Here is a 14,994-nt window from a genome sequence, read left to right on the forward strand (position 1 = left end):
GCCCCACCGCCGCAGGAGAGGGCGGCGAGCACCACAGGCCCCTCGACGGCGGTCCCGTCCGGTATCGCGTGCCCCGTCGGCGTCCTCGTGCGCGGGCGGCCCGGGGAGCCGGCCGCCCCCGTCCCGTCCGTCCGCTGCTCGTCCCTGTCGCTCGTCAGCCGGCGAACGCGGGCTGTGCCAGTCCCTTGCCCGCCCCCGGCACCACGAACAGGGATCCCGCCAGCGCGGGCGGCTCGGTCAGCCCCACCCGGGCCGTCGTCACGTACAGGTCGGTCAGCCCCGCCCCGCCGAACGCGCAGGCCGTCACCAGCGGCACCGGCAGCTCGATCACCCGGTCCAGCTCACCGTCGGGTGTGTACCGGCGCACCGCCGACCCCTGCCACAGGGCGACCCACACGCACCCCTCGGCGTCCACGGTCAGCCCGTCCGGGAAGCCCGCGCTCTCCTCGATCTCGACGAGGGTCCGCCGCCCGGAGATCCGCCCGTCCGCGTAGTCGAGGACGTCGATGCGCCGGGTCGGGGTGTCGACGTAGTACAGGAGCCGTCCGTCGGGGCTCCACCCCAGGCCGTTGCTGACGGCCACGTCGTCGAGCACGACCTCGGCCGTGCCGTCCCCGGTGAGGCGGGACAGCGTGCCGCCTCCGGGCGCCTCGTCGTAGCGCATCGTGCCCGCCCACAGCGCGCCGTCGGGCGCGACGGCGGCGTCGTTGGCGCGGCGGCCGGGGACCGGCTCGTGGTGGAGCCAGCGGAAGGTGCCGTCGGGGTCGAGGAGACCGACCCCGTCGCGCAGGTTCAGCACCAGTCCGCCGCCGGCGCGCGGCTTGGCGGCGCCGATGTGCTGTTCCGTGCGACGCAGGGTGCGGCGCCCGGTGGCCGGGTCGTAGGTGTGCAGGCGGGAGCCCAGGATGTCGATCCACAGCAGCCGGCCGGTCGCCGCGTCCCAGGTGGGCCCCTCGCCGAGTGCGGCCTCGGCGCGCACCGCGACCTCGTACGGCGTCGTCATGCCACGCCCCGGTGGCCGAGGTGCTCGGACAGCTCGGCGGCGCCCTTGACGGCGAGCTGCTCCAGCTCGGCGCGGCGCTCCTCGCTCCAGCGGATCATGGGCACGGAGATCGACAGGGCGGCGACGACCTGCCCGGTGCGGTCGCGGACCGGCGCGGCCACGCAGGACACGTCCGGATTGGACTCGCGGTTCTCCACGGCCAGGCCCCGCTCACGGATCTCGGCCAGGGCCTCGCGCAGGGCGGCCGGGTCGGTGATGCTGTTGGGGGTCATCGCGACCAGCTCGGCGCCGTCGGGGATGCGCGCGGTGAGCTCCGGCTCGGGAAGGGAGGCCAGCAGCATCTTGCCGACGGACGTGCAGTGGGCGGGCAGCCTGCGGCCGGCCGCCGACACCATCCGCACGGCGTGCGTGGAGTCGACCTTGGCGATGTAGATGACGTCCGTGTCCTCGAGGATCGCCACGTGCACGGTCTCGTCGCAGGTCTCGGCGACGGACCGGGCGACCAGCTGCCCCTCTGCCGCGAGGTCGAGCTGCTCGGAGTAGCGGGCACCGAGCTGGTACGGGCGCACGCCGAGCCGGTAGCGTCCGGGCTGGCCCGGCATCGGAACGATGTACTTCCGGGCCGCGAGCGTGGTCACCAGCTCGTGCACGGTGGTGCGCGGCAGCTGGAGCTTGCGCACGATGTCGGGGGCGGAGAGCGTCCCGTCCCCGTCGAGAAAGAGCTCGAGAATGTCGAGAGCCCGGGTCACGGCTGGTACGAGGCGTCCCACGACCGGCCCCCTCCCTAATATGTCTCAGGCGCCTGCGTTCGAGATTTCAACAGGCGATCGGCATGACGAACACAGGCTAGCCATAGAGGTATGTCCGGGCAATGGGCGGAGTCCCGGCGGGCGGAAACCCACGAGCAGCCCACGTGCACGTTGTGTGCACATTAAAGTGCCGTGTGCGACACGTCACAGGTGTCGCAGAGGTGGGGGGATTTCTGTGCGTGACATGACCATGGGCTCGAACGTGTCCTTAACGGCCCTGAGCGAGAACGTCGGCTCCGCGATCGTGAGTCTGGGCTGGTCCAGCCCGACCGGGGAGGGCGACGCCGACGTGTCTGTCCTGCTGCTGAACGGCGACGGCAAGGTACGCAGCGACGCGGACTTCTACTTCTACAACAACCCGGTGGCCGCCGACGGCAGCGTGCAGTTGCTCGGCAAAGAGCCGACGGGGGACGGCAGCGAGGACCGGATCAGCTTCGACCTGACCGCGGTCCCGGCAGACGTGGAGCGGATCGTCGTCGCCGCGAGCCGCTATGAGGGGGCGCGCTTCGGCGAACTGGACGACCTGAAGGTGACGCTGGCCGACGCGGGCGGCGAGAACCTCCTCCGCTTCGTCATCGAGGACGCCGGCCAGGTGAGCGCGATCATCTTCGGAGAGCTGTACCGGCGGGGCGAGGAGTGGAAGTTCCGGGCCGTCGGTCAGGGCTACGAGAGCGGTCTGGCGGGGCTGGCGACGGACTTCGGTGTCGACATCGAGGACGACGAGGCGGAGTCCGGGACGGAGGCGGCCGAGTACCCCGTCGCCGGCCCCGCCGACGCTCCGCCGGAGCCGACGCTGGCGGCGGTACCGGCACCGCGCCCACCGGCCGAGGAGGATGCCGCGCCGAAGAAGCGGACGACCCGGCCCCGGACCGCCAAGAAGAAGGTCACACCGCCCAGGGCGCCCGCGAAGAGCCTCGCGGAGAACGAGTCCTGGAGGCAGGCCCGGCTCTTCCCGGTCTCAGCACTGAAGAACGACCGGGACCGCGAGACGCGGGCCACGTCGGTGCTGCTGTCCGTGATGGCCCAGGTGCCCCGGTTCGGCAGACGCATCACCGCTCCCTTCGGTGCGCCGTCCGGCCGTATGGAGACCTTCACCGAGGTCTCGCTGCCGCACGGTGACACGCCCCGGCGCCCGGACGGGGTGATCCGCGTCGAGCGCGCCGGCAAGCTGTGGACGGCGCTCGTCGAGACCAAGACCAACGGCAACCCCCTGAAGTCCGACCAGGTGCAGGCCTACATGGACATCGCGGCCCGGCGTGGCTACGAGGCGGTGATCACCCTGTCGAACGATGTCGCACTGGAGGGCAGCCCGCTGGTCGACGTGAAGGTCGACCGGCGCCGCAAGCACCAGGTGGCGCTCTGGCACCTGTCGTGGGCAGAGGTGGCCCATCAGGCCCAGATGCTGATCCGGCACGAGGGCGTCGGCAACGCGGCCCGTACCTGGTTGCTCCAGGATCTGCTGCACTACCTCCAGCACGACAACTCCGGCTGCCACGGCTTCCAGAACATGGGTGCGGCCTGGGTGCCCGTACGCAACGGGATCAACGACGAGACCCTCTGCCAGGGCGACCCACGCGCCCTGGAGGTCGTGGAGAGCTGGGAGCGGCTCATCCGCCAGGTGTGCCTGCGGCTCGGGGGTGAACTCGGGCAGAAGGTGCTCCCCGCCCAGCGCACCCGGCGTGGCACCGATCCCGGGGCCCGGCGCGCCCGCCTGGCCGACCAGCTGTGCCTGGACGGCCGACTGCAGGCGGAGTTGCGTGTCGAGGGGGCACCCGGCCTGCTCACCGTCAGCGCCGATCTGCGGACCGCCAAGCTGCGCACGTCGGTGGAGATCCCGGCACCCGAGCAGGGGTACCCCCTGACCTGGGCCAAGCGTCTGGTCCGCCGCCTCGCCGAGGCACCGGCGGACCTGCACGTGGAGACCCTGGTGGAGGGCGAGACGGGCGGCCCGCGGGGCACGCTGGAGCGGCTGCGTCCCGAACCCGCGGACCTGCTTCCGAAGGACGGCTCGACCCGCATCACCGGATTCCGCCTGTCTCTCTTCAAGGGCATGGGGAGCGGCCGCGGCAACGCCGAGTCCGGCTTCATCCGCAGCGTCGACGACGCCGTGCACCGCTTCTACACCTCTGTGGTGGTGCACCTGGACGCTCCGGCTTCCGGACGCTCCGCGGGGAAGGAGCGGGCCACGGTGTGACGCCGGGACGCGGCGGTGGTCGTCGCCGGGTGAGCCGGTCGGCTCACCGCCGCCCCCGCATCACCCCCAGTTCCCCCCGCAACCGCTGCGCCCGCAGCACCAGTTCGAGTTCGAAGCGGCGGTCGGGGTCGTCGATCTCGTCGCCCCACAGTTCGCGGATCTGGCGCAGGCGGTAGCGGACCGTCTGGGGGTGGACGCCGAGGCGGGTGGCGACCTCCGGGGCGCCGCCTCGGGTTTCCAGCCAGGCCAGGAGTGTCTCGGCGAGGCGGCGGCCGTGCGTGGGGCCGCAGTGGGTCAGGGGGGCCAGGCACCTGAGGGCCAGGTCGTCGATGAGTTCCTCGGGCTGGAGGAGGACCAGGGCCTCGGTGTGTTCGGTGCAGTAGAGGACCTCTCCGGAGGGGAGGAGATCCCGTTCCATCAGCCGGACCGCCGCCTCCGCCCAGCGCAGCGACTTCGCCGCGTCGGTGAGCGGGACCGGTGGGCCGATCGCGCCGGACCAGCCGGCCAGGGCCCGGTGCATGAGCTCGGGGCGGCCCGCCGCGTCCGGCTCGGGCACCACCATGCGGGGCTGCTCGTACTCCATGTCGAGCAGAACGCCCTGGCCGACCGCGGGGGCCATCGCCTCCCGGGCCGGGCGGAGCAGCACGCCGACCGCGACCTTGGCCGGTAAGGGCCAGCCGATGCGGGCGGCGCGTTCGGTCAGGGCCTCGGCCGGGTCGCCGCGGTGGTGCTCGGCGAGGAGCAGTTCCATGAGCCGGCGCTGCAGGCGCAGGCGTTCGCCGGCCTGGCGGGCGGCGGCCTCGGCGTAGCCGCGTACGGACTGGTCGACCAGGCCGTCCAGGTACTCGTAACCCGCGTCGACGAGTTCGTACATCGCCGGGGGCGGGATCTCCACGCGCTGGCCGATGTCGGCGAAGCGGCGCCAGGCCAGTCGTACGCCCATGCGGTAGATGGCCTGGAGGGAGTCGAGGGAGCGGCCGTTCAGACCCTCGCCGCGCCCGAAGTCCTGGAAGACGCCGGGCGGGACGGTCGGGCGTCCCTCCGAGTGCTCCAGGTGCTGCACGAACACCTCGATGGCGCGGCGGATGCCGACCAGGGCCATCGGCTCGCCGGAGTCGTCGAGGACGACGGGCAGATGCGGGTACTCGCGCTGGATCTCGCGGAGGATCTCCTCGGCGAGTGCGGGCGCCTCGGCCATGGCGATGGCGGCGAACCGGCGCACCTGGAAGCGCGGTACGTCGTGCCAGGCCGAGCGCGTCGTGACGGTTGCGGTGCGGGCGGCCGTCACGTCAACTCCCCTGGCCGGCTCGCTCGTACGTGATCAGGGGGGTGTTCGGCTGGTCGGGTGTGGCTTCGAGCAGCGCGACCACGCCCAGCGCGGCGCCCACGGCGAGGGCGGCGGCGAGCGCGACGGTCAGCGCGGCAGCGAGCAGTCTGGACATCGCAGGGTCAGCCTCTCTGTCCGGATTCGTCCGGAGGTCGTCCGGAGGTTGCCCCACCCCGGCACCCCGTCCCTGCCTGTCGCGCCCAGTCTCGACAAGCATTGACACCCCGTCAAGAGCGGCCTACGGTTCCCGGCCCAGCCGCACGTGCGCATCCCGCCGCCGTGCCGGCCCTCTCGTACGTCGAGCCGTCCCAAGCCACTGGAGTGCCCGGATGCGCCGTACAACCTCTCCCTTTTCCCTGGTCCTGCTGGGTCTCGGCACGTTCCTGCTGGTGCTGGCGCCGCTGCTCGCCTGGTACGTGGAACCGCGTGCCGCGGTCAACCCGATCGACATCGACACGACCGCCGTCTACACCGGCCGGGGCAGCGTCTTCGACACCGACCGGATCGAGACGGTGCCCGACCGCAGGATCACCGTGACCCAGCGGGTGCGGGGCAACGTCGAGGACAGCGAACGCAGCGGCAACGCGATCTGGGACGTGACGACCACGGTCGACACCGACAAGTCGCTGCCGGCCGCCGATCCGCACGACGCGCTGGACTTCGTGCCGCACCGCTGGGTGATGGACCGGAAGACCACGCGGCCGGTGCACTGCTGCGGGGAGAAGCCGTACATCGAGGGCGAGGCGTATCTGAAGTTCCCCTTCGACGTGCAGAAACGCTCCTACCAGTGGTGGGACAACACCCTCGGCGACACGGTCGTGCTGCGCTACCGGGGCACCGCGAAGATCCAGGGCTACACCGGCTACCGGTTCACCGGCTCCGTGCCACCGACGAGGACCGGCACCCGGATGGTGCCCGGCAGCCTCGTCGACCAGCCGGACCGGCCGCAGGTGCTGGCCGAGGAGTGGTACTCCAACCACGGCTTCGAGCTGGTCGTGGACCAGGCGACGGGCCGCGTGATCTACGCGCAGACCGGTCCGCGGCGGACCCTGCGGGCGCCGGGCGGGAAGAAGGACGCGGCGGTGCTGCTGGACAGCCGGAAGGTCTCGTTCACCAGCGGGACGCAGAAGGAAGCGGTGCGGCAGGCGAAGCGGGACAGCGGGCAGCTGCGGCTGGTGGGCACGACGTTGCCGATCGGGGCCGCGGCGGCCGGCTTCGTGCTCGCCGTGGTGGGTGGCGTTCTCGTGGCGCGTGGGCGGAAGGAGCCGGAGAACCCCGTTCCGGCAGAAAGGTCCGATACGCCCCAGCCCACCCTCACGATGTGATGTGACGTCAGCTTCAACAAAGCCCGAAATTGTCACGTCGGTGAGTAGCCGTGGCGAACGTCCGGGCGAAAACTGTCCAACCCCACCCGAGCACATCCCGTCCACACTCCCCTCCCAGGAAGAGCTCAGGCCCCCCATAGGCCGCCCCTTGCGACGACCACCCCCCACGTTTTCCCCACGCTGAGTTCCGCACCCCGAGACGAGTTGGAGCACCCATGCCCCAGCACGTACCGTCCGCGCTGCACACCGCGTCCCCCAGCGCGCCGCAGCACTCTCCGGCGCTCCCCCCACATCCGCGCCGGATCGTCTTCCTCGCCCATCGTGATCTGGACAACCCGTCCGCCGGCGGCTCCGAGCTGCTGGTGGACCGGCTCGCCGACGGCCTGACCCGCCTGGGCCACCAGGTGACCCTGCTGTGCGGAGGGCCCGCCGCCCTCCGCGACTACCGGGTCGTGTCCGCGGGCGGCCCGTACGGGCACTACCTGCGCGCGAGATCGGCCTTCGCGCGCCGGATCGGCGACTGCGATCTGCTGGTGGAGGTGTGCAACGGCATGCCGTACCTGGCGCCGCTGTGGCATCGAGGGCCCACCCTGTGTCTGGTCAACCACGTCCACACGGATCTGTGGAAGATGCGCTTCGGCGGGCCGCTGGCACCGGCGGCACGGATCGGCCGAAGACTCGAACACTGGGCCCTGACGGGGGCGCAGCAGCGGAACCTGCTCGTCGCCGTGTCCTCCTCGACCGCCCACGCGCTCCGGGCGATCGGCGTCGAGCGGGACCGGATCAGGGTCGTGCACAACGGGGTCGAGGAGCCTGGCCCGCGGGCCGATCGCTCCGCCGAGCCGTTGTTCGTCGCCATCGGGCGCCTGGTCGAGTACAAGCGGGTCGATCTGCTGCTGCGGCTCTGGGAGCGGGTGCGGCCGGTGACCGGCGGCCGGCTGGTGATCGTCGGTGACGGGCCCGAGCGGGAGCGGCTGGAGCGGCTCGCCGGTGAGGGTGTGGAGTTCACCGGGTATGTGACGGAGGCCGAGAAGCACCGACTGCTGTGCGCGGCCTGGTTGTTGCTGCATCCCTCGGCGGTGGAGGGGTGGGGTCTCGTCGTGACGGAGGCCGCGGCCCGGGAGACGCCGAGTGTGGCCTTCGACGTGCCGGGACTCAAGGACTCCGTGGTGGACGGTGAGACCGGGGTCCTCGCGCGCGGTGAGTCCTCGTTCGCCGCGGCATGGTGTGCGCTGACCCTGTCCGGGCGGCAGCGGGAGCTGATGGGCAAGGCGGCCCGGGAGCGGGCGGCGCAGTTCCGGTGGGACCGTACGGTCCGGCAGTTCAGGGCCGTCGCCACGGAGGCGGTGAAGGGCTGGGCCCCGTGACACCGCCCCCGCGCCCACGGGGCGGAGCCTCACATGTCACCGCCCCGCGCCCACGGGGAGGCACCTCCCGGCGCCCCGCCTGGAAGGATCCGTCGTTCCGACGCTCCCTCGCCCTGTTCCGCGTGTTCCGCCACGAGCAGGACGACCCCGAGGCCTGCTACTCCCTGCTGGCCCGCGACGCCGCCGACCAGGTCGAGGCCTACGACGGGCCCGTCGCCGGGCGTACCGTCCTCGATGTCGGCGGCGGCAGCGGGTACTTCACCGAGGAGTTCCGGCGCCGCGGGGCGCACGCGTTCCTCTTCGAGCCCGACCCGGCCGAGCTCGGCGGGAAACCCCCCGCCACGGCGGTCGTCGCCGACGGCTACCTGCTGCCGCTGAGGGACGGTGTCGCAGACGTCACCTTCTCCTCCAACGTGCTGGAGCACGTGGCCGATCCGGAGACCTTCCTCAGCGAGCTGGTCCGGGTGACGCGGCCCGGCGGGCTGATCTACGTGTCGTTCACCAACTGGCTGTCGCCGTGGGGCGGGCACGAGTGGGCCCCCTGGCACTGGTTCGGTGCCGAGCGGGCCCGGGCCCGCTACGTGCGACGGACGGGCAGGCCCGCCAAGCACACGCTCGGCGAGAACCTGTTCGCGGTGCACATCGGCTCCACCCTGCGGCAGGTGCGCGCCCGCGACGACGTCACGATCGTCTCGGCGCGCTCCCGCTACTGGCCGTTCCTCGCGGAGACCGTCGTCAAGGCGCCCGGCATCCGCGAGTTCGCCACCTGGAACCTCCTCCTCATCCTGCGGCGGTGTGCTACATGACAACCACGGTCCAGGCTCCTCCCCCGGCGGCCGTCCCCACCACCGCGACCACCGCGGGGCCGCCCGACGGCCCCCGGTCGCGGCGCTGGCTGCCGGCTTTCTGGGCCGTGGTGTTCGTGTTGTTCCTCGCGGTGCAGCCGGGGCGGCAGACCTTCGACACCAAGCTCGGGGTCACGGTCGATCCGGGGCAGTTCCTCGCCGATCTGGGTCAGTTGTGGCACGACCGGGCCGGGTTCGGCGGGATCCAGGACCAGTACGTCGGCTATCTGTGGCCGATGCTGCCGTTCTACTGGCTGTGCGACCTCGTACGCCTGCCGGTGTGGCTGGCGGAGCGGCTGTGGTTGTCGCTGATCGTGTCCGTCGCCTTCTGGGGTGCGTTGCGGCTGGCGGAGCGGCTGCGGGTGGGGAGCGGGGCGTCCCGGCTGCTGGGTGCGGTGGCGTATGCGCTGTGGCCGGTGTTCACGACCGTCATCGGGTCGACGTCGGCCGCCGCGCTGCCCGGGGCGTTCCTGCCGTGGGTGCTGCTGCCGCTGACAGACGAGCGCTACGCCGCCCGGGTCGCGGCCCTGCGCTCGGCGCTGCTCGTGCCGTTCATGGGCGGGGTGAACGCGTCGGCGACGCTGGCCTCCCTGCTGCCGGTCGGGCTGTATCTGCTGTCCCGGCCGCCCGGCCCCCGGCAGCGCAAGCTGATCGCCTGGTGGGCCCCGGCCGTGATCGTGGTGACCGCCTGGTGGTGGGTGCCGCTGCTGCTGCTCGGGGTCTACGGCGAGAACTTCCTCCCCTATATAGAGACCGCGCAGACGACCACGGACACCATGTCGGCGACCGAGGCGCTGCGCGGCGCCGGGAACTGGGTCGCCTATCTGCACCTCGGTGAGGCGTGGCTGCCGGCCGGGTGGGCCGTGGCCTCCTCCGTCGTCGTGATCCTCTGCTCGGCGCTGGCGGCCGGGCTCGGGCTCGCCGGACTGGCCCGGCGGGACATGCCCGAGCGGCGGTGGCTGGTGCTGACGGTGCTCGTGGCCGCGCTGGTGCTGCTCGCCGGGTACGGCGGGGCGTTCGGGGCGCCGTTCCACGGGGTCGTGCAGGGCTGGCTGGACGGGTGGCTGTCGCCGTTCCGGAACATCTACAAGTTCCAGACCGGTGTGGCGCTGGCGCTCGTGCTGGGCCTGGCGCATCTGGTGGGGGTGGCCGCCGAGCCGCGCGGGGCCCGGCAGATGCGCGGCCGGCGCTTCGCCCCGCTGGTCGCGGCCGTGCTGATCCTGCCCGGACTGCTGTGGCCGTACCTCAACGGCTCGATCCTCAACCCGGGTTCGTTCCAGAAGCTCCCCACGTACTGGCAGGCCACGGCCGACTGGCTGGAGAAGTACTCCCCCGACTCGCGTGCCCTGGTCGTCCCGGCGACCGCGCACGGCCTCTACACCTGGGGTTCCCCCGTCGATCAGCCGCTCGACGTGCTCGCCGAGTCGCGGTGGGCGCAGCGCGACTACGTGCCGTTCGGCACGCCCGGCAACCGGCGCGCGATGGACGCCGTCGAGCAGGCCCTGCTGTCCGGCGCCCAAGTGCCCGGACTGGCCGACTACTTGAGCCGGGCGGGGCTGTACTACGTCGTCGTACGCAACGACCTCGACCCCGACCAGATCGGCTATGTGCCCACCGCGACCGTCAAGCGCACCCTCGAACAGTCGGGGTACGAGCGGGTGACGGGACTCGGGCCGGTGATGACCGGCGGCCGGATCGCGCAGGACGCGCCGCTGCAGGTCGAGGGGCTGTACGCGCGGCAGCGGGCCGTGGAGATCTACCGGCCGACGGGCGAGGACGTGGTCCGGCCGGGGCAGGCGGGGCTCGCCCCGGTCGCCGACACGGCCGTGGTGTCCGGCGGGCCCGAGGCGCTGCTGCCGCTGGCGGAGCGGCTGCGCGGGCGGGCGACCGTCCTGGCCGGCGACAACCATCCCGGGCTCGGCACCCCGGCCGTGCAGGTGCTGGGCGACGGGCTGCGGCGGGCGGACACCCGGTTCGGGCTGGTCAACGCCGGTACGTCGTACACGTACACCCGCGACGAGCGCAACGCGCCGGACGCGCTGCAGGACCCGGGCGGGAAGCCGCGCCAGATCCTGCCCGCCGAGGGCACCGATCACCAGACGGTGGCCGAACTGCGCGGCGCCCGCTCGGTGTCGGCGTCCTCGTACGGCAACTGGCTGTTCCATCTGCCGCAGTACGACCCGGTGAACGCCTTCGACGGCAACCCGGACACCGCGTGGGCGGAGGGCGCGCCGGACACGCCGGACGGGCAGTGGCTGCGCATCGGCTTCACCGGCTCCTACGACATGCCGTCCTCCTTCAAGGTCACGCCGCTGCCGCAGGAGAGCGTGCGCGCGGCGGCGACGAAGGTGCGGGTGGAGACCGAGAAGGGCACGCGGACCGGCTTCCTGCAGCCCGACGGCACCACCCAGCGGGTCAAGGCGCCCGCGGGCGCGACGCGGTGGATGAAGCTGACGATCGTGGACTCCGTGGAGCGCCGGTCCGGGCTGACCGGCGCGGGGTTCTCCGAGATCGACCTGCCGGACGTGCAGGTGACACGGTTGCTGCGGCTCCCGGTGGACGCCGAGGACGCCTCCGCGGCCGCGACCGTGGTCTCCCTGCACCGCGTCTCCGACCCCACGGGCCTGTCCGCGACCGGCACCGAGGCGGGTCTGCACCGCCGCTTCACGACCCCGGCCGCCGGGACGTACGAGGTGAAGGCGAGCGCGGTGCCCGTGCCGGGCGCGGAACTCGACGAGCTGCTCTACGAGGTCGCGCCCGAGCAGCAGTCCCGGATCGTCGCCACCGCCGACTCCACGGCGCGCCTCGGCGCGGGCCTCGCGGCACGCAACCTCACCGACGGTGACCTGACGACGGCGTGGATCGCGGGCGACCGGCCGACGATCCACCTGCGCTGGGAGGGCAAGCAGCCGGTCGGCGAACTGGTCCTGGCGCCCGCGGGCGGTCTGTCCGCCCGCGCGTCCGAGGTGCACATCAGCTCCCCGGACGGCGCGGCCATCGCCGGCGCCGACAAGAACGGCTGGGTCCGCTTCCCTCCGATCACCACCGACCGGCTCGACATCACGATCACCGAGACGGCCCCGCTGACTCTGCACAACCCGGTCGCCGACGAGGACCTGCGCCTCCCGGTCGGCCTCACCGAGGCGTACGTCCCGTCCCTCGACCAGTACCGCACCCCGCAGCCGGACGGTACCCGGAAGTTCTCCCTGCCCTGTGGCAAGGGCCCGGTCGTGGCGCTGGACGGCGAGCTGTACGAGACGGGCGCGAAGGGGACGGTGCGGGATCTGGTCGAGCGGCGGGGCGTGGAGGTGACGCTCTGCCAGGAGGGCCGGGACGACACCGGGGTGCGGCTGGACGCCGGCGAGCACCGCCTGGAGGGCGGCGACGCGGGCCCGCTCGCGCTCACGGACGTGACGCTGACCCGCGGCACGGTCCCCGAGGCCGCCGCGGCCGGACGCGACCTGCGGATCCGGGACTGGCTGGGCGACCGGCGCGCAGTGACGGTCGGCTCGGGCGCGGCCTCGTATCTCACCACGTACGAGAACTTCAACGACGGCTGGCGGGCCACCCTGAACGGCAAGGAGCTGACCCCGGTGCGGCTGGACGGCTGGCAGCAGGGCTGGCGGGTCCCGGCCGGGGCGGGCGGTGCCGTCGAGCTGTCCTACGAGCCGGCCACGACGTACGACGCCGCCCTGATCGGCAGCGGTGCCGGCATCGCGGTCCTGCTGGGCCTGGCGCTGTGGCGCCGCCGCGCCCCCAACCCGGACGCGGCCCAGCCGGCCCCGCCGCTGCCCGGTCTGTGGCTGGGCACGGTGGCGCTGACGCTGGTCGGGGTGGTGATCGCGGGCTGGTTCGCGCTGCTGGTCCCGGCGCTGGCCCTGCTCGCCGCGCGGCGGCACGCCCTGCTGGTGCCGATCGCGTTCGCCGCCCTGGCGGCCGCCGGGACCGCCGCCGCCTTCGGCGCCGGGGAGCCGGTGGGCGCGGGCCGGGGCGCGTTCGGCCACCTGGCCCAACTGCTGGCGCTGATCGGCCTGTTCGCGGGGCTGGTGAGCCTGCGCGAGGGGCCGCCGCCGGAGGCGCCGACGCAGGAACTGCCGAGGACGGACACCGGGGAGGGCAGGACCGTATGACGGCACCGGTACGCATCCCGTTCCCGGTGGTGGACGAGGTGTCCCGGCACTGCCTCCAGGAGGCGGAACCGGAGACGGTCCACATCGAGGTGCACCTCCCGGGCCCCCTCGACCAGGGGCGTCTGCGCAAGGCGTTCCTCGAAGCCCTGCACCGGCATCCGCGGATCCTGATGCGGGAGGCGCGGGGGCCCTGGTACCGGCGGCAGTACGAGTGGGAGCTGACGCCGGAGCCCGACGTGGAGGTGGTGACCTTCGTCCCGCCGGGCCCCAGAGCCCTGCAGGACGCCAGGACCCGGGCCCTCACGAACGCCCCTCCCCTGTCGATGTCCCCGCCGATCCGGCTGGACGTGGTGGACTCGGTCCTCCTGCTCACCGTCAACCACACCGCCCTGGACGGCCCGGCCTGCCTGCGCGTCCTGGCCACGGCCGCCGAACTGTACGGGGGCCGGGACAACTCCCCGGCGGCGCCCCCGAGCCGCCCCGCCGAACCCCGACGGGAAGTCCCGGACACCCCGGCCGGCTGGTCACCCCCCGCTCGGGTGGCGCACGGCACGCCCGAGCCCTCCCCCGGCAACGGCGTGCTCGTCACCGAGCTGCCCCTCCCGCACCGCCCCAAGGGCTCCCCGTACACCGTCAACGACCAGCTCATGGTCACCACGGCCCTGACCATCGCCCACTGGAACCGGGAGCACGGCGCCCGCCCCCGGCCCCTGCGCATCACGATGCCCGTGGACGACCGGCCCCGCGACACCACGATGCCCATCGGCAACGGCACCCGCCTGGTGGAAGTCCCGTACGCGCCAGGGGAACTGGACGTCACCGACATGCCGGCCCTGCTGCGCCGCACCGCGGAGCGCACCCGTGCCCTCAAATCCCTCCCCCGCCCCCAACTCGGCCACGGCGCCGCCCTCCTGACGGCCCCCTGGGCGCCCGTGGGGGCCCGCGCGGCCCTCACCCGCACCCTGCGCAGGGCCGCCGCGCCCTGGACGTCGACGACCCTGCTCAGCAACATCGGCCGGATCCCGTACCCGCTGGACTTCGGGGAGGAGGCGGGCCGGGCGCACGCGGTCTGGTTCTCCGCCCCGGCCCGGATGCCGCGGGGGCTGACGGTGACCACCGCCTCCACGGCCGGCCGTCTCCATCTGGCGCTGCGCTGGTCGAAGGCGCTGCTCAGCCACGGCGACGGGGCCCACCTCCGCGACCTCTTCGAGCACTATCTGCACACCACGGAGGTGACCCCGTGACGGCACCGACCACCACCGGCGCCCCGCCCCGCGACCTGCGCGACTTCTACGAGAACCCCGCCGTGCCGGTCGCCTCCGGCACCCCGCGCAGCCTGCGCCAGGCGCGCATGCTGGCCCGCGCCCTCGGACCGGCGGCCCGCGCCCCCCGGACCGTCCTCGACATCGGCTGCGGGGACGGCACCGCCGCCGCCACCGCCGCGCCGCTCCTGCCCGGCCACCGCGTCATCGGCGTCGACTGGTCCCAGGACGCCCTGCGCCGCGCCCGCACCCGCATCCCGTACGCGGTGCGCGGCGAACTCACCGGCGGCGGGCTGCCGTTCGCGCCCGGCTCGGCCGACGCGGTGCTGTTCAGCGAGGTCGTCGAGCACCTCGTCGATCCGGACGCGGCCCTCGACGAGATCCGGCGGATCCTGCGCCCCGGCGGGCATCTGATGCTGTCCACACCGAACCTGGCCGCCTGGTACAACCGCGGCCTGCTGCTGGCCGGTGTGCAGCCGGTGTTCTCGGAGGTCAGCCTGCGCGGCATCCACGGCCGCCCGGGCAAGGAGGTCGTGGGGCATCTGCGGCTCTACACCGCCCGCGCGCTGAAGGAGTTCGTCGCCGCGTCCGGATTCGACGTCGTACGACTCGAAGGGGCTCCCTTCCACGGCGTGCCGCGCCCGCTGCGGCCGCTGGACCGGCTGGCCTGCGCCCGGCCGCAGCTCGCGTCGATCCTGCTGCTGCACGCCAGGAGGACGTAGCCCATGTGGT

Annotated in this window: 11 protein-coding genes; 7 read left to right on the forward strand and 4 right to left on the reverse strand. The window is 73.2% G+C overall.

From position 1 onward, the window contains the following. Positions 1-154: 154 nt before the first annotated feature. Positions 155-1,003, reverse strand: a complete 849-nt coding sequence (locus ACZ7EG_RS01725; RefSeq protein WP_471070679.1) for an SMP-30/gluconolactonase/LRE family protein — start codon at positions 1,001-1,003, stop codon at positions 155-157. After that, entirely contained in the window at positions 1,000-1,773 is a 774-nt protein-coding gene (locus tag ACZ7EG_RS01730; RefSeq protein WP_471070682.1) for an IclR family transcriptional regulator, read from the reverse strand. Before ACZ7EG_RS01730 ends, ACZ7EG_RS01725 begins: the two co-directional genes overlap by 4 nt. A 223-nt stretch (positions 1,774-1,996) precedes the next feature. On the opposite strand from ACZ7EG_RS01730, the gene ACZ7EG_RS01735 reads away from it, so the two are divergent. After that, on the forward strand, positions 1,997-4,006 hold the full coding sequence (locus tag ACZ7EG_RS01735) for a TerD family protein (protein ID WP_471072429.1): 2,010 nt from the start codon (positions 1,997-1,999) through the stop codon (positions 4,004-4,006). Between the two features lie 43 nt (positions 4,007-4,049). Here ACZ7EG_RS01735 and ACZ7EG_RS01740 read toward each other — a convergent pair whose 3' ends face one another. Next, positions 4,050-5,294 (reverse strand): PucR-like N-terminal domain-containing protein, encoded by a 1,245-nt coding sequence (locus ACZ7EG_RS01740; protein WP_471070688.1) that lies wholly within the window; start codon positions 5,292-5,294, stop codon positions 4,050-4,052. 1 nt (position 5,295) lies between these two features. Further along, positions 5,296-5,448 (reverse strand): hypothetical protein, encoded by a 153-nt coding sequence (locus tag ACZ7EG_RS01745; RefSeq protein WP_298572590.1) that lies wholly within the window; start codon positions 5,446-5,448, stop codon positions 5,296-5,298. Positions 5,449-5,662: 214 nt separating this feature from the next. On the opposite strand from ACZ7EG_RS01745, the gene pgfA reads away from it, so the two are divergent. From pgfA to ACZ7EG_RS01775, 6 genes are all read left to right on the forward strand, one after another. Then, positions 5,663-6,658 carry a cell envelope lipid trafficking protein PgfA gene (pgfA, locus tag ACZ7EG_RS01750; protein ID WP_471070694.1) on the forward strand — a complete coding sequence of 332 codons (996 nt, stop codon included), beginning with the start codon at positions 5,663-5,665 and terminating at the stop codon, positions 6,656-6,658. Between the two features lie 215 nt (positions 6,659-6,873). Continuing rightward, on the forward strand, positions 6,874-8,025 hold the full coding sequence (locus tag ACZ7EG_RS01755; RefSeq protein WP_471070697.1) for a glycosyltransferase family 4 protein: 1,152 nt from the start codon (positions 6,874-6,876) through the stop codon (positions 8,023-8,025). Between the two features lie 122 nt (positions 8,026-8,147). After that, positions 8,148-8,831 (forward strand): class I SAM-dependent methyltransferase, encoded by a 684-nt coding sequence (locus tag ACZ7EG_RS01760; RefSeq protein ID WP_471070701.1) that lies wholly within the window; start codon positions 8,148-8,150, stop codon positions 8,829-8,831. Then, positions 8,828-13,000, forward strand: a complete 4,173-nt coding sequence (locus ACZ7EG_RS01765; RefSeq protein ID WP_471070703.1) for an alpha-(1->3)-arabinofuranosyltransferase — start codon at positions 8,828-8,830, stop codon at positions 12,998-13,000. Before ACZ7EG_RS01760 ends, ACZ7EG_RS01765 begins: the two co-directional genes overlap by 4 nt. Beyond that, complete coding sequence (locus tag ACZ7EG_RS01770; RefSeq protein ID WP_471070706.1) at positions 12,997-14,244, forward strand: condensation protein; 1,248 nt, start codon at positions 12,997-12,999, stop codon at positions 14,242-14,244. Before ACZ7EG_RS01765 ends, ACZ7EG_RS01770 begins: the two co-directional genes overlap by 4 nt. Then, positions 14,241-14,984, forward strand: coding sequence for a class I SAM-dependent methyltransferase (locus ACZ7EG_RS01775; RefSeq protein WP_471070709.1), 744 nt, complete (start codon positions 14,241-14,243; stop codon positions 14,982-14,984). The genes ACZ7EG_RS01770 and ACZ7EG_RS01775 overlap by 4 nt, the downstream gene beginning before the upstream one ends. The last annotated feature ends 10 nt before the right edge of the window (positions 14,985-14,994 follow it).

The sequence above is a fragment of the Streptomyces sp. NPDC037100 genome, assembly GCF_055606225.1.